This is a genomic window from Pimelobacter sp. 30-1, from assembly GCF_018831735.1.
Lineage (GTDB): Bacteria > Actinomycetota > Actinomycetes > Propionibacteriales > Nocardioidaceae > Nocardioides.
This window is the reverse complement of record NZ_NHTS01000010.1, coordinates 62,074-82,123: the sequence shown is the minus strand read 5'-3', so window position 1 is coordinate 82,123 and position 20,050 is coordinate 62,074. Positions and strand designations below refer to the sequence as shown.

14 protein-coding genes are annotated in these 20,050 nt (G+C 74.6%); 9 read left to right on the top strand and 5 right to left on the bottom strand.

The window, feature by feature from the left end:
- Positions 1–9: 9 nt before the first annotated feature.
- On the bottom strand, positions 10–2,583 hold the full coding sequence (pepN, locus tag CCO04_RS22065) for an aminopeptidase N (RefSeq protein ID WP_215816327.1): 2,574 nt from the start codon (positions 2,581–2,583) through the stop codon (positions 10–12).
- Positions 2,584–2,745: 162 nt separating this feature from the next.
- On the opposite strand from pepN, the gene CCO04_RS22060 reads away from it, so the two are divergent.
- The 6 genes from CCO04_RS22060 to CCO04_RS22035 all read left to right on the top strand — a co-directional run bounded on the left by CCO04_RS22060 (position 2,746) and on the right by CCO04_RS22035 (position 9,992).
- Complete coding sequence (locus CCO04_RS22060; protein ID WP_215816326.1) at positions 2,746–4,395, top strand: CHAP domain-containing protein; 1,650 nt, start codon at positions 2,746–2,748, stop codon at positions 4,393–4,395.
- 56 nt (positions 4,396–4,451) lie between these two features.
- Positions 4,452–5,087, top strand: coding sequence for a DsbA family protein (locus tag CCO04_RS22055; RefSeq protein WP_215816325.1), 636 nt, complete (start codon positions 4,452–4,454; stop codon positions 5,085–5,087).
- Positions 5,088–5,196: 109 nt separating this feature from the next.
- Complete coding sequence (locus tag CCO04_RS22050; RefSeq protein WP_215816324.1) at positions 5,197–6,426, top strand: N-acetylmuramoyl-L-alanine amidase; 1,230 nt, start codon at positions 5,197–5,199, stop codon at positions 6,424–6,426.
- Between the two features lie 23 nt (positions 6,427–6,449).
- On the top strand, positions 6,450–8,246 hold the full coding sequence (gene metG, locus CCO04_RS22045; RefSeq protein ID WP_215816323.1) for a methionine--tRNA ligase: 1,797 nt from the start codon (positions 6,450–6,452) through the stop codon (positions 8,244–8,246).
- A gap of 13 nt (positions 8,247–8,259) precedes the next feature.
- Positions 8,260–9,102 (top strand): hypothetical protein, encoded by an 843-nt coding sequence (locus tag CCO04_RS22040; protein WP_215816322.1) that lies wholly within the window; start codon positions 8,260–8,262, stop codon positions 9,100–9,102.
- On the top strand, positions 9,099–9,992 hold the full coding sequence (locus CCO04_RS22035; protein WP_215816321.1) for a GNAT family N-acetyltransferase: 894 nt from the start codon (positions 9,099–9,101) through the stop codon (positions 9,990–9,992). Before CCO04_RS22040 ends, CCO04_RS22035 begins: the two co-directional genes overlap by 4 nt.
- A gap of 7 nt (positions 9,993–9,999) precedes the next feature.
- Here the strand turns inward: CCO04_RS22035 and CCO04_RS29525 are convergent, their stop codons facing one another.
- Positions 10,000–12,486, bottom strand: coding sequence for a tetratricopeptide repeat protein (locus tag CCO04_RS29525; RefSeq protein ID WP_215816320.1), 2,487 nt, complete (start codon positions 12,484–12,486; stop codon positions 10,000–10,002).
- Positions 12,487–12,501: 15 nt separating this feature from the next.
- On the bottom strand, positions 12,502–13,428 hold the full coding sequence (locus tag CCO04_RS22025; protein ID WP_215816319.1) for a hypothetical protein: 927 nt from the start codon (positions 13,426–13,428) through the stop codon (positions 12,502–12,504).
- Positions 13,429–13,633: 205 nt separating this feature from the next.
- Between CCO04_RS22025 and CCO04_RS22020 the strand changes: the two genes are divergently transcribed.
- The gene (locus CCO04_RS22020; protein ID WP_215816318.1) at positions 13,634–15,004 is read left to right on the top strand and encodes a hypothetical protein; all 1,371 of its coding nucleotides are present in this window, start codon (positions 13,634–13,636) and stop codon (positions 15,002–15,004) included.
- Between the two features lie 35 nt (positions 15,005–15,039).
- Positions 15,040–15,942: an alpha/beta hydrolase gene (locus CCO04_RS22015; protein WP_215816317.1), complete on the top strand. Its 903-nt coding sequence runs from the start codon at positions 15,040–15,042 to the stop codon at positions 15,940–15,942.
- Here the strand turns inward: CCO04_RS22015 and CCO04_RS22010 are convergent.
- Complete coding sequence (locus CCO04_RS22010; protein ID WP_215816316.1) at positions 15,939–17,525, bottom strand: hypothetical protein; 1,587 nt, start codon at positions 17,523–17,525, stop codon at positions 15,939–15,941. The genes CCO04_RS22015 and CCO04_RS22010 overlap by 4 nt on opposite strands.
- Complete coding sequence (locus CCO04_RS29940) at positions 17,495–18,919, bottom strand: peptidoglycan-binding protein (RefSeq protein ID WP_215816315.1); 1,425 nt, start codon at positions 18,917–18,919, stop codon at positions 17,495–17,497. Before CCO04_RS29940 ends, CCO04_RS22010 begins: the two co-directional genes overlap by 31 nt.
- 70 nt (positions 18,920–18,989) lie before the next feature.
- On the opposite strand from CCO04_RS29940, the gene CCO04_RS22000 reads away from it, so the two are divergent.
- The gene (locus CCO04_RS22000; RefSeq protein ID WP_215816314.1) at positions 18,990–20,042 is read left to right on the top strand and encodes an iron ABC transporter permease; all 1,053 of its coding nucleotides are present in this window, start codon (positions 18,990–18,992) and stop codon (positions 20,040–20,042) included.
- The last annotated feature ends 8 nt before the right edge of the window (positions 20,043–20,050 follow it).

The following is a 20,050-nucleotide window of genomic DNA, read 5'->3' as shown; positions in this document are numbered from 1 at the left end:
GGCCGAGGGTCAGCGGGCGGCGTCGGTGGCCTGGGCGGCCAGCGCCCGGGCCACGTCGGCACGGCCCTCGCGCACGTAGCGCAGCGCGCCCGGGTTGACGCTGTCGCCGGTGCCGGCGAGCCAGGCGTCGACGGCGTCGAGCGTGGCCGGGGTGGCGATCAGACGCGGGAAGATGTGCTCCAGCGCGACCGAGGCCTTGTGCGAGCCGAGCCGGTCCCAGGCGCCGGCGACCTCGTCGAGGTAGCGGGCGACGTAGGGCGCGAGCACCTCGTCCTGGCCGGACTGCCAGAACGCCAGCACGACGCTGCGCTGGGTCTCGTTGGGCACCGACGGGTCGAGGAGGGCCTGGGTCCAGGCGCGCTCCTTGGCCTCGGCGGTGGGCTGCGCGGCGCGCGCGGCGGCGGACTTCTCCTGGCCGGAGATGGTGTTGTCACCGGCCAGCTCGCCGTCGATGCGGGCGTCGTCGGCCTGGCCGACCCGGGCGAGCTGGGTGAGCAGCGCCCAGCGCAGGTCCTGGTCGACGGCGAGGCCCTCGAAGGTCAGCGAGCCGTCGAGGATCGCCTCGAGGTCGGCGATCGCCGCCTCGCTCGACGCGGCCGCGGCGTAGGACCGGGCGAACGTGAGCTGGTGGTCGGTGCCCGGCTCGGCGGCCGCGAGCAGGCCGCGCAGGCCCTGCTCCCACCGCGCCGCGAGCTCGGTACGACGGGCCGGGTCGCTGTAGAGCGCGACGGCCTGGGCGGCGTAGACGGGGATCCGGCTCACGCCCCACGCGTCGGTCTCGCGGCCGATGTTGCCGAGCACCAGCTCGACGAAGTCGGTCGCGGCGAGCTCGGCGTCGCGGGTCATGTCCCACGCCGCGCTCCAGACCAGGGCCCGCGCGAGCGAGTCGTCGAGGTCGGACAGCCGCGCGACGGCCGTCGCCCGGGAGCGCTCGTCGAGGCGGATCTTGGCGAAGGCCAGGTCCTGGTCGTTGAGCAGCAGCAGCTCGGGCTGGGCCTTGCCGACCAGCTCGGCGAGCTCGGTACGGGCGCCCTCGACGTCGACCTCGACGTAGTCGGTGCGCACGAGGCGACCCTCGGGCGAGCTGTTGTAGAAGCCGATGCCGACCCGGTGCCGGCGCAGCGTCGGGTGGTCCTGGGGCGCGCTCTGGTTGACCGCGAACGCGGCGTAGGTGCCGTCGGCGGCCAGCTCGAACGCGGGGGAGAGGGTGTTGGTGCCCGCGGTCTGGAGCCACTCCTGGGCCCAGCCGGTGAGCTCGCGGCCCGAGGCCTTCTCGAGCGCGGTCAGCAGGTCGGAGAACTCCGTGTTGCCGAACGCGTGGTCGTGGAAGTACTGCTTGAGCCCGGCCAGGAACGGGTCGAGACCGACCCAGGCCACGAGCTGCTTGAGCACCGCCGCGCCCTTGGCGTAGGTGATCATGTCGAAGTTGACCTCGACCGCGTGGAGGTCGACGTTGTCGGCCGCGATCGGGTGCGTCGAGGGCAGCGAGTCGGCGCGGTAGCCGGTCTGCTTGCGGGCGTTGGTGAAGCCGGTCCAGGCATCGTCGTAGGACGTCGCCATGGCCTCGGCGTGGTAGCAGGCCCACTCGGCGAACGACTCGTTGAGCCAGAGGTCGTCCCACCACTTCATGGTCACCAGGTCGCCGAACCACATGTGCGCCATCTCGTGCAGGATCACCGAGGCGCGGAACTCGTAGAACGAGCGCGGCTGGCGCGAGCGGGGGAGGTACTCGTCGCGCAGGGTCACCGCGCCGGCGTTCTCCATCGCGCCCATGTTGTACTCCGGCACGTAGAGCTGGTCGTACTTGCCGAACGGGTACGGGTAGCCGAACGCCTCCTCGAAGAAGGCGAAGCCCTGCTTGGTCAGGGTGACGATCTCGTCGCGGTCGCGCTCGAGGTACTCCTTGAGCGACTGCCGGCTGTAGTGGCCGAGCGGGATCGTGCCGTGGGCGCCCTCGTAGACGTCCTGGACCTCGTAGTAGTCACCGGCGACGATCGCGGTGATGTAGGTCGACATCGGCTGGGTGGCCGGGAAGCTCCAGAGCGCCACGCCGTCGCGGACCGGGGCCGGCTCGGGGGTGGCCGCGTTGGAGACGACCTTCCAGTGCGCCGGGGCGGTCACGTTGAAGGTGAACGGCGCCTTGAGGTCGGGCTGCTCGAAGGTGGTGAACACGCGGCGGGCGTCGGGGACCTCGAACTGCGAGTAGAGGTAGACGTTGCCGTCGGCCGGGTCGACGAAGTGGTGCAGGCCCTCGCCGGTGTGGGAGTACGTGCAGTCGGCCTTGACCACGAGCACGTTCTCGGCCTGCAGGTCGGGCAGCGCGATCCGGCTGTCGGCGTACGCCGTGGCCGGGTCGAGCGCGGTGCCGTTGAGGGTGATCTCGTGGATCGTCGCGTCGACCAGGTCGGCGAAGGTGGCCGATCCGGGCTGGCGCGCGGTGAACGTCAGCGTGGTGGTGGACCCGAAGGTCTCCACGCCGTCCTCCGTCGCACGGGACAGGTCGAGATCGATGACATAGGACGTCACGTCGACGAGCGCAGCGCGGGTAGCCGCCTCGTCGCGGGTGAGGTTGGTGCCGGGCATGACAGCCATCCTTGCACCCGCTCCGAGTTGTCAGACAATCGGGGACAAAAGTGCGAACTACAACGATGTAATTCACTTTTGTCAACGCGACACGCCTGTGAATGGTGAGATTTCGGGGGTTTTTGTTGCGTTCTGGGGTGCTTGTGCCCGAAGGTGTTCGACATGCGCTTGCGGGGACCTGGGCACAGATCGGTCGCGCGCTGGGGGACCGGAGTCCTGGCCAGCGCGCTCGTGGCGACCTTCGTGGTCCTCGCCGGACCGTCCGCGGAGCACTCCGGACGGGTGGTGCCGAGCGCGGCGACGACCTACCTGTGCACGGGCTACGCGGCCTGCAACAAGGCCGGCTACTCCGACAGCGGCTACGGCGCGGTGAACGGCAAGATGTACTGGAACATGTACTCGGGCCACAACTGCACCAACTACGTGGCCTACCGGATGATCAAGGCCGGGGGACCGGCCACCCGCCCGTGGTCGGGCGGCGGCAACGCCAGCGAGTGGGGCAAGTTCCTCTCGAGCATGACCGACCAGGTGCCCAACGTCGGCGCGGTCGCCTGGTGGGGGCGCTACTCCAACGGCAGCGGCTCGGCCGGCCACGTCGCCTACGTCGAGCGGGTCGTCTCGGCGACCGAGATCATCATCTCCGAGGACAGCTGGGGCGGCACCTTCCACTGGCGCTCGATCACCAAGTCGAGCGGCCGCTGGCCGACCGGCTTCATCCACATCGTCGACAAGAAGGTCGGCGCCACCGCGCGCCCCGTCGTCACCGGTACGCCGAAGGTCGGCGTCGCGCTCAAGACCACCGCGGGCACCTGGTCCGGCTCGCCGACCGGGTACGCCTACCAGTGGCTGGCCGACGGCGCCGCGATCGCCGGGGCCACCGCGGCGACCTACACGCCGACGGCGGCCGTGGTCGGCAAGAAGATCACGGCCCGGGTGACCGCCAGCAAGAAGGGCGCCACCAGCGGGGTGCAGGACTCCGTGGCCACCGGTGCGGTCGCCGAGGGCGACTTCGCCCAGCGTGCCGCGCCGGTCGTGACCGGCACGCTGCTGCTCGACAACGTGATCACCGCGAGTGCGGGCACCTGGGCGCCGGCGCCGAGCACCACCGTGTGGCGCTGGTTCGCCGACGGCGTGCGGGTCCCCGACAACACCACGGCCCGGCTGCCGCTGACCGCGGCCCTGGTCGGCAAGAAGATCAGCGTCAAGGTCGTCGCCAAGCAGGCCGGCTACGCCAACATGGTCTCGGCGGCCTACCCGGTGGGCCAGGTGCTGGCCGGCGTCATCCAGCCGACCACGCCCGCAGCCGTCACCGGCCGCCCGGCGCTGGGCCAGGTGCTCACCGTGACGCCCGGGACGCTGACCCCGACCGGCACGGCCGTGACCTACCAGTGGGTGCGCGACGGGGTGCCGATCGCCGGCGCGACCGGCACGGCGTACCGGCTCACCGCGGCCGACGTCGGGCGCCGGGTCACCGCCGAGATGACCGCCACCCGGGCGCAGTACCTGCCCTTCCACACGACCCTGTCGGCCTCGACCCCGGTGACCTCGCCGGCGATCTTCCGGCTCAAGACCCGCTCCGAGCGCGGCCGCGCGATCGTCCGGGTCCGGGTGCTCGCGACGGGCGTCAGCCCGGTCCCGGGCCAGGCGCTCATCAAGATCGGGCGCTGGTCCCAGACGGTCCGGCTCGACGCCAACGGCGTGGCCCGGGTGGTCGCCAAGCTGCCCAAGGGCACCAAGGCGGTCCGGGTGCGCTACCTCGGCTCGACGGTGGTTCCCGCGGCGCGGGTGACCGGGTCGGTCCAGGTCCGCTGAGGAATGTTCACCTCCGCGCGGGAATGCGCGGAGGGGAGCCGGAGGTTTGGTGGAGCATGGCTGACACTTCCGAGCGCAACCGCGCCGACGTCTGGTTCGACCCGCTGTGCCCCTTCGCCTGGATCACCTCGCGGTGGATCCTCGAGGTCGAGAAGGTCCGCCCGGTCGAGGTCTCCTGGCACGTGATGAGCCTGGCCTACCTCAACCAGGACAAGGACATCCCCCAGGAGTACCGCGACCTCCTCGCGCCTGCCTGGGGCCCGGTCCGGGTGCTCATCGCCGCCCAGGAGCGCTACGGCGACAAGGTGCTCCGCCCGATGTACGACGCCTTCGGCCAGCGCATCCACCTCGACGGCCGCCGCCTCGACCACGAGCCCGACGGGGGCCTCGGCCTCATCGCCGAGGTGCTCGCCGAGGTCGGTCTCGACGCCGGCCTGATCGAGGCCGCGGGCGACGCGTCGTACGACGAGGCGGTGGCGCGCTCGCACCACGAGGGCATGGACGCGGTCGGCAACGACGTCGGCACGCCGACGATCCACGTCAACGGCACCGCCTTCTTCGGCCCGGTGCTGACCCGGATCCCGCGGGGCGAGGACGCCGGGAAGCTCTGGGACGGCACCGTGGCCGTCGCCGCGTTCCCGTACTTCTCCGAGCTCAAGCGCGCGCGCAACGGCGACCTGGACTTCAGCTGAGCCTGGTGCCCCTGTGACTGGTGTGACGGGTGTGATTTAGTCCCGGCGATCGGCGACACGCGGAGCGAGGACTCGCGCAGCGGCCTCCGATGACGCATGCTCGATGGTCATGAGCTTCTCGGACTCGTCCTTCCGCCGTCGTGACCTGGCCGGGCTGGCCGCCGCGGTGGCCGCCGTCCCGGTGGTCGCGCTCGCCTCGGGCGCCGCGCCCGCGGGTGCGGCGCCCGCACCCGCCACCACCGGTCCGCGGGTCCGGCTGCGCGCCGAGGGCACCGACAGCCCGGTCTCCGCGGTCGACGTCCCGCTGGCGATCGGCGCCGGCGGTCTGGCCCGCGCCGGGGGACCGGCGCGCACCGCCGCCCTCGACACCGACCGCTTCGCGCTGCTCGGCGTGACCTGGCGCGACGGACGCGGCGCGGTCCGGGTGCGGGCCCGGGTGCGCGCGGCCGGCGGCGCCTGGAGCGCCTGGCGCCGGCTGCCCGTGCTGCACGACCGGCCGGACCCGGCCACCGCCGAGGGCCGGGCCACCCCGTCGGCCACCGAGCCGGTCTGGGTCGGCCCGAGCGACGGCGTCCAGGTCGAGGTCGACGGCGCGATCGTGCAGCCGGTGCTCACCCTGATCGACCCCGGCGTCCGCAGCGCCGACAGCACGGTCACGCCCACCCGGGCACCCGCCGCCTCCGACGCGGCCGTCACCGCCCGCACCGGCGCGAAGCCCAAGAAGAAGGCCCCGAACCGGCAGCCGGCGTTCTACTCCCGCGCCCAGTGGGGCGCCGACCCGACCTGGGCGAGCGGCCGGCCGGTGCAGGTCCGCACGGTCAAGCAGGTCCACGTCCACCACACCGCGACCGGCAACGACTACGCGGCCGCCGACGTGCCGGGCATCCTGCGCGGGATCTACCGCTACCACACCAAGTCCCTGGGCTGGTCCGACGTCGGCTACAACTTCTTCGTCGACCGCTTCGGCCGGATCTGGGCCGGGCGCCGGCGTCCCAAGCACGAGACCCAGGGCGCGCACACCCTCGGGTTCAACCACGTCTCGGTGGGCATCGCGGTGCTCGGCAACCACGAGGTGGTCGCGCCCAGCGACGCCGTGATCGCCGGCGTCACCCGGGTCGCGGCGTGGAAGCTGGCCAAGTACCACCGCAACGCCGCCGGCACCATCAAGGTGACCTCCCGCGGCAGCGACAAGTACCGCAAGGGCCGCGCGGTGGTGCTCCCGGTGATCGACGGTCACCGCGACACCAACGACACCGACTGCCCCGGCCGCTACCTGTACGCCGAGCTGCCGCGGATCCGCGCCCGGACCGCCCGCCGGATCCGCCGCTTCAACGCGTAGGGGTCGACCCTAGGATTCAGGACATGACGCACGTCCTCTCCGCTGTCGCCTGGCCCTATGCCAACGGTCCCCGCCACATCGGCCACGTGGCCGGGTTCGGGGTGCCGTCCGACGTGTTCAGCAGGTACCAGCGGATGGCGGGCAACGACGTCCTCATGGTGTCGGGCTCCGACGAGCACGGCACGCCGATCCTCATCGCCGCCGACGAGGCCGGGCTGACCCCGCAGGAGCTCGCCGACCAGAACCACCGGCTCATCGTCGAGGACCTGGTCGGGCTCGGCGTCAGCTACGACCTCTACACCCGCACCACGACGCGCAACCACCACGCCGTCGTCCAGGAGCTCTTCCTCGGCGTCTACGAGAACGGCTACTTCGTCGAGCAGACGACCTACGGCGCGATCTCGCCGTCGACCGGGCGCACCCTGCCGGACCGCTACATCGAGGGCACCTGCCCCATCTGCGGCTACGACGGCGCCCGCGGCGACCAGTGCGACAACTGCGGCAACCAGCTCGACCCCCACGACCTGATCGACCCGCGCTCCAAGATCAACGGCGAGAAGCCGGAGTTCATCGAGACCCAGCACTTCTTCCTCGACCTGCCGGCGCTGGCCGAGGCGCTCACCGAGTGGCTCGACGGGCGCGAGGCGACCGGCCTGTGGCGGCCCAACGTCATCCGGTTCTCCAAGAACATCCTCAAGGAGATCCGCCCCCGCGCGATGACCCGCGACATCGACTGGGGCATCGCCGTCCCGCTCGATGGCTGGCGCGAGAACCCGACCAAGAAGCTCTACGTCTGGTTCGACGCGGTGATCGGCTACCTCTCGGCATCCATCGAGTGGGCCCGGCGTACCGGCGACGCCGAGGCGTGGCGCGCGTGGTGGAACGACCCCGAGGCGCTGTCCTACTACTTCATGGGCAAGGACAACATCACCTTCCACTCCCAGATCTGGCCGGCCGAGCTCCTCGCCTACGCCGGCAAGGGCGACAAGGGCGGCGAGCCCCGCGAGTACGGCGTGCTCAACCTGCCGACCGAGGTCGTCTCCTCGGAGTTCCTCACGATGGAGGGCAAGAAGTTCTCCTCGTCCAAGAAGATCGTCATCTACGTGCGCGACCTGCTCGCGCGCTACCAGCCCGACGCCTTCCGCTACTTCGTCGCCTCGGCGGGCCCCGAGAACCAGGACTCCGACTTCACCTGGGCCGAGTTCGTGCGCCGTACCAACGACGAGCTCGTCGCCGGCTGGGGCAACCTGGTCAACCGGACGGCCACGCTGATCGCCAAGAACTTCGGCGAGCTGCCGGCCGCCGGTGAGCTGAGCGCCGAGGACAAGGCCGTGCTCGACACCGTCGAGGGTGCCTTCACCTCGGTCGGCGAGCTGATCGGCAAGCACCGCCAGAAGCAGGCGATCGGCGAGGCGATGCGAGCCGTCGCCGAGGTCAACAAGTACGTCTCGGACTCCGAGCCCTGGAAGCTCAAGGACGAGGCGCAGCGCGAGCGGCTCGGCACGATCCTGCACGTGATGGCCCAGTGCGTCGCCGACCTCAACCTGGTGCTCAGCCCGTTCCTGCCGTTCTCGGCCAACGAGGTCGACAAAGCGCTCGGCGGCTCCGGTGCGATCGCGCCGATGCCGCGGATCGAGGAGGTCAGCGACCTCGACGACACCGCGCGCGGCTACCCGATCATCACCGGCGACTACACCGGCTTCCCGGCCTGGCGCCGCCGGCCGATCGAGGTCGGCCGTGCGGTCGCCAAGCCGAGCCCGGTCTTCGTCAAGCTCGACCCGTCGGTGATCGACGAGGAGCTCGCCCGCCTGGGCGCCTGATCCGGTCGTGCTCGTGACGCCGCTGGTCGATCTCGGCACGCGCAAGTTCTGGCGCGCGCTCGGGCGGCCGATCGACGTGGCCGGCGAGCACGCCTGGCTGCGGGCCCCGACCAGCGACTCGGCCGTGGTCCGCGACGGCTGGTTGGCGGCCGAGGCGGCCCTGCACGGCGGCACGGTCGACGACGCGACGCCCGGTGCGGGCCTGCTCGCCTCGCTCGACGAGCTCGACGGACCCGGCTTCCGTGCGCGCGACGTGGCGCCGCAGGTGCGCGACTTCTACGAGCACACCTCCGACTGGCGGGTCGAGGTGTGGAGCGGCTGGTCGCCGTGGGCCTGGCCGGGCGGTGAGCTGGTCTCGCGCGTCTTCGGCAAGCGCATCGAGCAGCTCGCGCTGCCCATGCGCCCGCTCGACGTGGCCCAGGGGATGGACAGCCGGGTGTCGGTGATCCGGGACGCCGCCGGGCGCCAGGTCGGCGCCGGCTGGCTGCGCACCCTGCGGGCCACGGGGGACTACGTGTTCAGCGGGTGCTACGCGACGCGGCGGCTGCCGGACGCCGTACGGGCGTCGGTGCACGTGGCCTTCCCGCTGGAGTCGGGCAACCTCCAGGTCTTCCTGCGCCCCGAGGTGCTGCCCGACGGCTCCTTCCGGCTCGTCTCGCCCTCGGGCCGGTTCGGCGACGACGGCGCTTATGTCGTGGCGGCCGACGGCGGCGCGACCTACGCTGCCCGGGTGCCGGTGCACGAGACCTTCCACCTCTACGTCGACGACCGCGGTGTGCTGCGGACCGACCACGTGCTGCGGCTGTGGGGCGCGACGGCGATGAGGCTGCACTACAAGCTGGAGCGCGACCGATGACCGAGTCCCACGACGTCTGGTTCACTGACGACCCCGCGGCCTTCCTCGCGGTCGCCGGGGATCGGCTGGCCGAGGACCCGGTGACCGCGACGGTGGTCACCTCCACCGCCGACCGCTTCGCCGCGCACGGGGCGCCGGCCGGCGTACCGCACGCGTGGTTCGCGGTCGTGCGCGACGGCGCGGGGCAGATCGCCGGGCTGGCGATGCGGACCGCACCGTTCGCGCCCTACCCGGTCTACCTGCTGGCGATGCCCGACGACGCGGTCCGCGCGCTCGCGGCCGCGGTGCTCGCGCGCGGCGAGGAGGTCGGCGGGGTGACCGGGCTGCGGCCGGCCGCCGATGTGTTCGCGGCGGCGGTCGCCGAGGCGACCGGAGGCGCTGTCGAGGTGCACGTGCACTTCCGGCTGTTCGAGCTCGGCACGCTTGTCGAACCGCGCGCCGTGACCGGCCGCCTGCGGCCGGTGCGCGCCGACGAGGCCGAGCTCGCGCTGGCCTGGATCCACCGGTTCTTCGCCGACGCCGACGAGCAGGCCGGCCGCCCGGCCGGGCACCTCGAGGAGGCGAGCGCCTTCGGGATGGCCGACGTGGAGCGCAAGCTCGCTGAGGGCGTGCTGTGGTTCTGGGTCGACGACGAGGACCGCCCGGTGCACCTGACCGGCGCCAACCCGGCGTCGTACGGCGTCGCGCGGGTCGGTCCCGTCTACACGCCCGTCGAGCTGCGCGGTCGCGGCTGGGCCGGCGCCGCGGTGGCCGAGGTGTCCCGCCTGCTGCGCTCGGGCGGGGACCGGGTCACGCTGTTCACCGACCAGGCCAACCCGACCTCCAACGCGCTCTACCTGGCGCTGGGCTACGAGCCGGTGGTCGACACCGTCCAGCTCGTCGTCCGCTGAGCGGGGCTCAGCCGGGACTGTCGAGCCACGAGCGCACGTAGGCGCGGTCGGCCTCGGGTGCCCCGGCGACGAGCTCCTCGGCGGCGCCGCGGTGGACCGTCGCGGCCGCGTGGTCGCCCCGGGCCGCGGCCGTGTCCGCCAGTCCGCGCAGCGCCCGGACCTGCTCGGGCAGCAGCCCGGCCCGGGTCGCCAGGCCGACGGCGGTCTCGAAGCGGGCCCGGGCCGCGTCGTGCTCACCGAGCGCGAGCCGGGTGCCGCCGAGCCCGCAGTGGGCCGAGGCCTCGAGCACCGGGTCGGCGACCTGGCGGGCGATGGTGAGCGCGGCCTCGTGGTGCTCCTGGCTCTCCTCCGCCCGGCCGAGCGCGGTGAGCGCCCGTCCCCAGGCGGTCAGGCCGTAGCCGCGGACCGGGGTGAGGCCGAGCTCGCCGGCCAGGCCGACGCCCTCCTCGGCGGAGCCGAGCGCGGCGGCCGGGTCGCCGAGGGTGAGCTGGAGGACGGCGGAGTTGACCAGGCTCTGCGCCCGCGGCGCCGCGGCGCCGGCCCGGACGGCGACCTCCTGGGCCCGCTGGTGGTAGGTCAGCGCCTCGGCGAGGTGACCGAGCCGGTGCTCGACGATGGCGACGTTGTCGAGCGAGAGTGCCTGGCCGACGAGGTCGCCGGTCTGCGCGGCGAGGTCGGCGCAGCGCCGGAAGCGGGCGGCCGCCTCGTCCGGGCGGCCCTGCTGGGCGGCGACGATGGCGAGGGCGTTGAGCGCCTCGCGCGCCTCGGTCGGGAAGCCGGCCTCCTCGAGCCCGGCATGGACCGCGCCCAGGTGCTCGCCGGCGGCGTCCAGGTCGCCCAGCCGGACCAGCGTCCGGCCCAGGTCGAGCCGGGCGCGGAGCACGGCGTCCGGGCGCTCGGCGGCGCGGGCCACGGCCCAGGCGCGCTCGTGCAGGACCCGGGCGTCGCCGTACCGGCCCCACTGGTCGAGGCGCGACGCCACCGCGCGGGCGAGGTCGGGCAGCGCATCGGTCAGCGGGCCGTCGGCGAGACCGGCGAGCAGGACGAGCGTGTCGGCCTCGCGCTCCACCCGGCGGCGGGCCTCGTCGGCGTCGAGATCGGGCAGCGCGAGCCCGGCCGGCGGCGGGCGGCCGTTGCCCGAGCGCAGGTGCACGTGGTCGGCCCAGGCCAGGGCGAGCAGGTGGTGGGCGAGGCGGTGCTGGGCGTCGGCGCGCTCGACCGGGCGGTCCTCGTCCTGGGAGCGGTCGAGCGCGAACGTGCGCACCAGCGGGTGCATCCGCAGCCGGTACGGCGCCGCGCGCTGGAGCAGGTGGTGGCGCCACAGCTCGGCGAGCGCGGCGGCGCTCTGGTCCGGCGGCGCGTCGGCGACGGCCGCGACCGCGGTCTCGTCGAGGTGCTCGACGGGCGGCGCCGAGAGCAGCCGCAGGAGGCGCTGGGCGGCGGGGCTCAGCACGCCGTACGTCGCCGCGAGGGTCGTGGCGACGGCGTCGTCGACGCGCAGGCTGCGCCGGCGGGCGTCGGCGACCGCGACCAGGTCGGCCAGCGACCAGTCGCTGCGGGCGGCGACCCGGGTGGCGACCAGCGAGACCGCGAGCGGGAGGTGGCCGGTCGCCTCGGCGAGCGCGGCCGCGGCCGCGGGCTCGGCGGCGACCCGGTCGGTCCCGGCGATCGCTCCCAGCAGCCGGACCGACTCGGCCGCCGAGAACGAGCCGACCGTGACCGCCGCGGCACCGTCGAGGCGCAGCGCGCGCCGGCTGGTCACCAGGAGGACGCTCGGCCCGGACCGCACCAGGAGCGGGCGCACCTGGTCCTCGCTCGCCGCGTCGTCGAGGACGACGACCCGGGGCAGCTCGCGCAGCAGCGTCGCGTAGCGCTGGCGACGGGCGGCGACCGCGGCCGGGGCGTTGCCGTCGTCCGCCGCGCGGACCGCGGCGCTCAGGGCCGCCTCGGCCTCGACCGGCGGCAAGGTGTCGTGGAAGCCGCGCAGGTCGACCTCGAGCCGCTCGCTCACCCGCCCCAGCGCGAGGAGCCGCTCCGTGGCCCGGCGGGCGAGCTGGGTCTTGCCGCTGCCGGCCAGGCCGTCGATGACCACGACCCGTGCGCCCGCGGCCACCGCGGCGAGGACGGCGGCGAGCTCGGACCGCTCGATCGAGGGCTCGTCCGGGGGCGGCGGGGTCGCGGTCGCGGTCCCGACCATGCCGGCGTCGCGCCGGTGCTGGGCCGCCCGCGCCCGGCCCCGCCAGTGATCGGCGGTCGCGTCGTCGTACGCGAGGGCGAGGACGATCTCGGCGACCAGGTCGGCGTCGACCCGGCGCCGGCCCGCGCGGAAGCAGTCGTAGACGGTGATCCGGCCGACGTGGCTCTCGGCCTCGGGCACCCCGCGCGAGCGGCGGGCCGCGACGACCCGCTCCGCGACCCGGGCGTACGACGGGCTGCCGGCGGCGGAGCGGAGGGCGCGCAGCCCGGCCGCGACGTCGTCCAGGCTCTCCGGCATGGGTACGGGCACGGGTCACCAGGTCCAGTGCGCGCCGACGGAGCCCGGACCGAACCCGCGCACGGCGTGGTGCACGCTGCTCACGTCGCTGAGGTCGATCCGGACCGTGCTCGCCGGCCCGCCGAGCTCGGCGCTGCGCAGGGTGCACGCGGCCGGCACCCGGGCGCGGTCGAACCGGACCCACAGCTCGATCTCGCTGGTCCGGCGCGGCGGGCTCAGCACGAACTCGGTGTCGACGGCGGCACCGTCCCCCGGAGCCCGCGGCACCTCGAAGGTCGCCTCCACCACGGTCGCCTCGCCCGGGGCGAGGGGCCGCTCGAGCAGCACCTCCTGGACCGCGAGACCGGCGGCGAGGTCGTCGACCCGCCGGGCCGGGACGGCGCCGTGGAGGCCGGACAGCCGCAGCGGCTCCGGTACCGGCCGGTCGACCAGGAACCACAGCGGGATCCGGGCGACGCCCTCGTCCAGCGCGCGGATGCGCAGCCGCGAGCGGATCGACGCGAAGCAGCCGCGGTCGTCGAGGTCGACGGTGAACGACGCCGCCTCGTCGAGGGTCCGCGAGGGCGCGTCCGCGAGGTCCAGCGCGTCGAGGGCCCGGGCGAGGGCGTCGGTACCGCTGCTGTCGACGATCTCGCCGACCTGGGCGGTGCGTGCCGGGACCCCGGGCCGGCGGGAGGGACCGATCCGGTCGCCCAGCGTCCCCGGCGCCAGGGCGAGCAGCTCCTCGATCACACCGATCGCCTCGGACGAGGCCGCGCCCTCGGGCCGCCGCTCGCCGGAGCGCCAGTAGCTCAGCGCGGACAGGCTGACCCGGACCCCGCGGTCGTGCAGCCGCTCGCGCAGCCAGGTCAGCGAGCGTCCCTGGTCGCGCAGGGCCGCGGCGAGCAGGTCGGCCATCTCGTCACCGGGAGCGACCCGGGACCGTGGCCGGTGGGACGTCATACCGCCCATGACTACCACGTGCTCCGAGCGGTCCACCGGTTCACGGTTCTCGTCCTGCGGTGTGTGGAGGCGCGCCGACTAGCGTCGCCGAGGACGTGTTCGGGAACCGTCGGGATCGCGGTGCCCGGTGCCGCGCCGGGGTCAGGCTCGGGCCGAGCCACCGGTGCCGTGCCGGGCGGCCGCGGAGGACGAGGAGTGGTGGCAGGTGCGCAGGAGCGTGGGAGCGATGGCGGCCGGGGTGCTGCTGGCCGGGGTGCTGACCGGGGCGGACCCGGCGGGCGCGGCGGGCGCGGACGGGCCGAGCGCGGGTGGGCCCGCCGAGCGGGCCGCCGTACCGACCCGGGGGCCGAGCATCGCCACCTATCCCGTGCCGACGGCCGGCGCCGGTCTCGACTCGATCGTGCGCGGCCCGGACGGCAACCTGTGGGTGAGCGAGGCGAAGGGCTGGAAGCTGGCCCGGGTCACCGCGCGCGGCGCGATCACCGAGTTCCCGGTGCCGGTCACGAGCTCGGGCAGCGGCCCGACCGGGCTCGCCTCCGGGGCCGACGGCTACCTGTGGTTCCTCTCCGACAGCCGGGCCAAGGTCCAGCGCGCGACCACCTCCGGCGCGGTCGAGAGCATGGGCACCAACGCCAGCGGGCGGATCTTCGACGAGATCGTCGCGGGCCGGACCCGGGGCGTGTGGATGACCGAGACCGGTGGCGCCGGCGGCGACAAGGTCTACCGGCTGCTGGGCAAGACGCCCGACGGCAGTGCGCTCGAGGGCTGGAGCGCCCCCGGGTCCTACCTCGCGCCGTCGCCGGTGGCGCTCGCCCCCGACGGTGCGCTCTGGCACGGTGACGCCGGCGGCTACCTGCGCCGCATCGATGAGGCCGGCAATGCGACGTCGTTCCCGGTGCGCTGGCCCAACCCGAACATCGACGCCACCTCGCTGGCCTTCGCCCGCGACGGCGGGCTGTGGGCGACGGCCTTCGCGCCGGGCTCACCGATCAGCAGCGCCGAGGGCGGCATGGTCGGCCGCTTCTCCCACGGCCGGCTGACCTCGTGGACCTTGCCCCAGCTGGCCCGCAACGTGCACCCGATCCCCGGCTCGATGACGCTCGGCCCCGACGGCGCGCTGTGGTGGGCCGAGAAGGAGGGCATCGGCCGGATCACCACCTCCGGCACGATCTCCCGGGTCCGGATCGCGCCCTGGCGCCCGCGCGACATCGCCTTCGGTGCCGACGGCCGGCTGTGGTTCATCGACCAGGGTGCCAACCGGGTCGGCGCGATCACGATCAACAGCAGCCTCTTCCCGCCCCGCAACGTCGCCCGCGCGGTCAAGCTCAGCAGCGCCGGCAAGCGGGTCAAGGGCCGGGTCACCTCGTCGGTCGCCGCCTGCCGTCCGGGCAAGGTCGTCGCCTTCCAGAAGAAGGGCCGCAAGGCCCGCAAGATCGGGGCCGGCCGGGCCAACGCCGCGGGCAAGTTCGCCTTCGGTGTGCGCAAGCGCGGCAGCGGCAAGGTGTACGTCGTGGTCAAGGCCTCCGCACCGTCGAGCTCGGTGCGCTGCCTGGCCGCGCGGTCGCGCCTGCGCTGACCGCGGCCCGGCCGGTGCTGGCTAGGGTGCCGCCCATGGCTCTGCACCCCCAGGCCCGCCGCGCGATCGAGAACGCGGCGGGCGAGGTCCCCGTCACCGACCCCGCCTTCGACATCGCCGCGGCCCGGGCGCAGGCGCGCGCGGGCGTGCGCGACCAGCCCCGGCTGCCACTGGCCGAGGTGCGCGAGGTCGACGCGGGCGGCGTACCGGCGCGGCTCTACCTCCCCGCGCAGTACGACGCCGTGGTGCTCCACGCCCACGGCGGCGGCTTCGTGCTCAACGACGTCGAGGTGCACGACGCCGCGGTCCGGCGGTTCGCCCGGCTGGCCGGCGTCGCCGTGCTCAGCGTCGACTACCGGCGTCCGCCCGAGCACCGCTTCCCGGCGGCGCCCGACGACCTGAGCGCCGCGCTGGCCTGGCTGGGGGAGCAGCCCGAGCTGGCCGGCCTCCCGGTGTTCGCCCACGGCGACAGCGCGGGCGGCAACCTCGCGCTGGTCACCGCGCTGCGCCACCCGGGCCGGTTCGCGGGCGTCGTGCTGATCTACCCGTTCCTCGACCCGAGCGCCGGGTTCGACTCCTACCGGACCGCCGCCGACGGCTTCGACCCGACCGAGGCCGCCTGGTACTGGCAGCAGTACGCCGCCACCCCCGCCGACCTCACCGACCCCGACCTCGCGCCGCTGCTCTCACCGCACCTGGGCACGCTCCCGCCGACCTTGGTCACCACCGCCGAGCACGACCCGCTGCGCGACGAGGGCGAGCACCTGGCGCACCTGCTCGCCGAGGCCGGCGTCGAGGTCGTCGGCACCCGGTACGTCGGGCAGATCCACGGGTTCTGGCGCCACACGGACGTCTTCGACGCGGCCGAGCCGATGATGGCGCAGGTCGCCGGGTGGATCCGGCTGCAGGTGGCGCGCCGGGAGAGCCCGGAGCGCTAGGGCCGCTCCGTGAGCACGACGACGTCGCCGTGGCCACCGTACCCGAGGGTGTCGGCGAACCGGTCGGTGCCGTCGAAGGTGACGATCAGCCAGGTCCCGTCGGCCCGCACGATCGCCTGCGGGTGCGGGATGTTGGTGCCGTAGGGCGCATCGATCCGGCCGACCCGGCGCAGGGACAGGTCGTAGGCGGGGTACTGCCGGGCGTCGCCGTCGCTGGCCAGCACCAGCCAGCGGTCGGTGTCGCGGACCAGCAGGGTGCCCTCGGTCTGGTGCCGGGTGCGGTCGGCACCGACGGCGCGCAGGCGCCGGAACGGATCGGCGCCGTCCGCGCGGGCCAGCGCCGGGTGGAAGTCGAACGGCGACTGCGACGGGCTCGCGACGTACGCCCAGGTCCAGGTGCCGTCGATGCGGGTCAGCGACGGATCCCAGGCGTCGAGGTCGGTCGGCAGCGCCAGCGGCTCGGTCTCCAGCACGTGCACGCCGTGGAGCACGTCGGCGGTGCTCATCGCGTGGCGCACGTGCACGCCGGAGCCGTCGAAGTCGCCCCACGACGAGCTCGCCACGAGCCAGCGCTCACCGTCGCGGACCAGCTGGCCGGCGTGGTCGCCGAGGAGCAGGCCGTCTCGCCGTACGTAGATCTGGGCGACCTGCTCCATCGCCACCGGGTTCTCGGGGTCGAGCGCGAACACGCCCCAGTGCGCCTGCTGGAAGAAGCCGGTGCCCGCGCACGTCCAGGTCAGGAACACCCGCCCGCCCTCGGTGTACGGCGTCCCGTCGGCGTGCTGCACCAGGTGCGGGTCGCGCAGCCCGGTCATCCCGAACAGGCCGCCGCGCGCGGAGCGCACCGCCCGCCCGCCCCACACGAACCCGAGCCCCGCGAGCGTGGCCGGTACCCGGAAGTCGATCCGCGCGGCGATCTCGTCCCGCGCGGTGAGCAGCGCCCGCCAGGCACCCCGGCGCGGACGGACGAGCACGGTCGCCCGGTTCTCGCACAGCGCCAGCCCGAGCGTGAACGGTCCGTCCGGGAGGCGGACCCCGCTCCGGCCGAGCACGACCGGCCGGTCGCCGCTGCCGCTGCCGCCGGCGACGAGCTCGAGGCTTACCTCACCGGCGTCGAGGTCGAGCCGGGCCCGGAGCGCGGTCCTGCCGTCGGCCGACGCGAGGCCCACGGTGACCTCACTGCTGCCGCTGCCGGTTCCGACCTCGACCTCGGCCTCGACGCCGACGAACGGCGCGGGCAGGTCGGCCGGGTGCCGCTCCTCGGCCGCGCCGACCCGGGTGGCCGAGGCGAGGACGAAGCCCGGCGCGACCACCTCGACGGGATGGAAGCGTCCGGTCTCGGCGAACGTGGTCTCCAGCAGCGAGCGCCGGGGCCGCACCACCGCGGGAGCAGTGGTGGGCGGGTCGCTCGGCGCGGCCCGTGGGCCCGGCGTCGGCGCCGGGCCCGGGTCGGGGCCGGTCCGGTCGTCGCACGCCGCGGCGGCGAGCCCGGCCGCGAGCGCGACCAGGACGGTCCGCCGGCCGGCAGCGGGGGCGGCGGGGCGCGCGGGGGTCAGCAGGCCCGCGCCTTGAGCGCGCGCCACGTCGCGGCGTCCATCGCGCCGGTCCGGTCGAGCCCGTTGTCGCCCTGGAGTGCCGAGACGAAGCCCGCCGTCTGGCTGCCGAACTTGCCCGGCACCAGCCGCTGCGGGTTGTAGCCCGCCTCCCAGAGCATGTACTGGAGCTCCAGCGTCCAGAACCGGTTGTCCCCGCGCGGCGCGGAGTCGTCGACGCGGTTGAGCAGGGGGAGCGCCGCGTCGTCGTACGAGCAGGCGCAGAAGGTCGCCGTGGTCGCGTCCTGCGCCACCCCGATCACGTACGTCGTCGTGTCGGCCACCGCCATCCGGGCCTGGCACGCGGCGACCGCGTCCGGGTAGGGCCCGATGTAGGGCACCCGGGCCAGGTTGACCTTGTTGGTCAGGTGGCTCAGGTTGCGGCAGGAGCGCGCCGGGTCCAGGTACGCCCGGCCCTCGGCCCGCGGGAACCGGTCGAGCGCGTCCTGCACCGTCGCCGCCGGGCTGGCGCCCTCGGCCGAGGCGAGGACGACGATGTAGCCGTCCGAGCAGGGCTGGTTGCGCAGCGGGTAGCCCACGCCCAGCGGGTCGGGTGCGGTCCCGCCCGACTCGGCTCCCGCCGGGTCGGTGGAGCCCGTCGGACCGGAGCCCTGCGTCGGGTCGGTGCGCTCCGTGCTGCCCGTCCGGTCCGCGGGGCCGGTCGGCGCGGAGGTGCCGTCCGAGGCCGAGGCCGCGGTGGGAGCGTCCTTGTCCTTGTCGCGGCCGCTCAGCAGCACGCCGACGCCGATCCCGCCGCCCAGCAGGGCCAGCACGACCAGGACGACCAGTGCCAGCCGGCCGCGCCCCGAGCGGGCCGCGGGTGCCGCGGGTGCCACCGGGGTCACGGGCGTCACCGCGGCGGCCGGAGACGGCGGGGGCGGGGGAGGCGGCGGCGGAGGGGCGGCCTCGGTCGGAAGTGTGGGCAGCGTCGGCGCGGGCCCGAGCTCCGTGGCCGGCGCCGGTGCCGGCGTCGGCGCGGGCGGGGCAGCGGGCGCCGGGACGCTCGGCGGGCGCGGCACCGTCCCGGCCGCGGTCATCTCCGCGTGCCGGGCCCGGACCTCGGCGTCACCGACCCGTCCCAGCGCGAAGCCCAGCGCGGCCAGCGCCCACCGCGCGCCGCCGGCCTCCGTCGTCCCGCGGTCGCGGGCGAGCTGGTCGCCGTGCAGGTCGATCGCGGCGGTGGGGTCGGCGTCGCGGTCGAGCATCTCGACCAGGCGGCCCAGGGCCCGCATCCGGATCGCGTCGACGAGCAGGTTGAGCTCGCCGGTCGTGATGCTGCCCTCGGGCACGAAGTCGTCGACCGCGGCCCGGAAGGAGTCCGCGTCCTCGAGGACCTGGGCACCGGCGGAGCGGGCGAGGTCGGCGAGCTCGTCGTGTACAGCCACGCGCGCAGTGTCGCGCAAGCGGACCCCGGTCGCGGCCGCAATGGACTGTTGAACTAGATTCGTTGTTGCAATGAACATGCAACAGGGCGGAGTGCGCCGGGCTCGCCGGTGGACCCTCGGTCTCCTCCTCGCCCTGGTGCTGTCCGTGGTCGCCGGGATCGCGCTCGGCGCGGTCTACGTGCCCTTCGACAGCGTCGTGAAGGTGCTCGGCCACCACCTCTTCCTGGTGCCGGGCGAGCGGACCTGGAGCGCCCCGCGCGACTCGATCATCTGGGACGTCCGGCTGCCCCGGGTGCTGCTCGCGGCGCTGGTCGGCGCGGGCCTCGCGGTCTGCGGCATCGCGCTCCAGGCGATGGTGCGCAACCTGCTCGCCGACCCCTACCTGCTCGGCGTCAGCTCCGGCGCGTCGGCCGGCGCGGCCGCGGCGATCCTGTTCGGCATCACGCTCGGGCTCGGTGAGCACGTGCTGTCGGGCAGCGCCTTCGTCGGGGCCCTCGCCGCCTCCGTCCTCGTGTACGCCGTCGCCCGCTCCGCCGGCCGGGTGACCTCCACGCGGCTGCTGCTCGCCGGGGTCGCGGTCGGCTACGCGCTCCAGGCGGTGACGAGCTTCCTCATCTTCGCCTCCGACTCCGCCGAGGGCGCCCGCTCGGTGATGTTCTGGCTGCTCGGGTCGCTGGCGCTGGCCGGGTGGGGCCAGCCGCTGGCCGTCGCCGTGGTCGTCGTGCTGCTCACCGTCGCCGTGCTCACCGTGCTCGGCCGCCAGCTCGACGCGCTTGCGGTCGGCGACGAGACGGCGCTGGCGCTCGGCGTACCCCCGGAGCGGCTGCGCACCGCGCTGCTCGTCCTGGTCTCGCTGTGCGTGGCTGTCGTCGTCTCGGCGGCCGGCAGCGTCGGCTTCGTCGGGCTCGTCGTCCCGCACCTGGCCCGCCGCGCCGTCGGCGCCGCCCACGTCCGGGCCGTCCCGGTCGCCGCCCTGATGGGCGCGATCCTCCTGATCTGGGCCGACATCGTCGCCCGGGTGCTGCTCGCCCCGCAGGAGATCCCGATCGGGATCATCACCGCGGTCGTCGGCGCACCGTTCCTGCTCGTCCTCGTCCGCCGTCTCCAGGCCACCGCCGCCTGATCCCCCAG

Bases quoted from the DNA above. Each gene is read 5' to 3' on its own strand.
- CCO04_RS22015 (WP_215816317.1), top strand. From the start codon at position 15,040: ATGGCTCTGCACCCCCAGGCCCGCCGCGCGATCGAGAACGCGGCGGGC.
- CCO04_RS29525 (WP_215816320.1), bottom strand. From the start codon at position 12,486: ATGCCGGAGAGCCTGGACGACGTCGCGGCCGGGCTGCGCGCCCTCCGC.
- metG (WP_215816323.1), top strand. From the start codon at position 6,450: ATGACGCACGTCCTCTCCGCTGTCGCCTGGCCCTATGCCAACGGTCCC.
- CCO04_RS22035 (WP_215816321.1), top strand. From the start codon at position 9,099: ATGACCGAGTCCCACGACGTCTGGTTCACTGACGACCCCGCGGCCTTC.
- pepN (WP_215816327.1), bottom strand. From the start codon at position 2,583: ATGCCCGGCACCAACCTCACCCGCGACGAGGCGGCTACCCGCGCTGCG.
- CCO04_RS22025 (WP_215816319.1), bottom strand. From the start codon at position 13,428: ATGACGTCCCACCGGCCACGGTCCCGGGTCGCTCCCGGTGACGAGATG.
- CCO04_RS22060 (WP_215816326.1), top strand. From the start codon at position 2,746: ATGCGCTTGCGGGGACCTGGGCACAGATCGGTCGCGCGCTGGGGGACC.
- CCO04_RS22050 (WP_215816324.1), top strand. From the start codon at position 5,197: ATGAGCTTCTCGGACTCGTCCTTCCGCCGTCGTGACCTGGCCGGGCTG.
- CCO04_RS22000 (WP_215816314.1), top strand. From the start codon at position 18,990: ATGAACATGCAACAGGGCGGAGTGCGCCGGGCTCGCCGGTGGACCCTC.
- CCO04_RS22055 (WP_215816325.1), top strand. From the start codon at position 4,452: ATGGCTGACACTTCCGAGCGCAACCGCGCCGACGTCTGGTTCGACCCG.